Raw genomic sequence first — 242 nt, forward strand, 5'->3', positions numbered from 1 at the left:
GTACGCGCATGCCCTGATCGCTGGGGTCCTGGCCGCGGCTGGAGTGCAGGATCAGTTTCAGTTCTTCACGGCTGTAGCTGTGCTCGTGATGGGGGCCAGGCTCGCCTTGGCCGGCAATACGCAGGATGCCGTTGGCGCTGGCGTTGAGCAGGTAGATGGCCGGATACATGGCCCAGTAGAACAGGTACAGCGGCACGGCCGTCCACAGGGACAGCAGCTCGGGTTTGCGGATGGCCCAGGAT

General features: G+C 64.0%; 1 protein-coding gene. It reads right to left on the reverse strand.

All coding sequences use genetic code 11. From position 1 onward, the window contains the following. Window positions 1-242, reverse strand: a 242-nt coding sequence (locus ACCD05_RS32075) for a CNNM domain-containing protein (protein WP_413397730.1), incomplete at both ends; no start/stop codon positions are given.

Origin of the sequence: Rhizobium sp. Rhizsp42 (genome assembly GCF_047304155.1) — a bacterium.
Classification (GTDB): Bacteria; Pseudomonadota; Alphaproteobacteria; order Rhizobiales; family Rhizobiaceae; genus Rhizobium.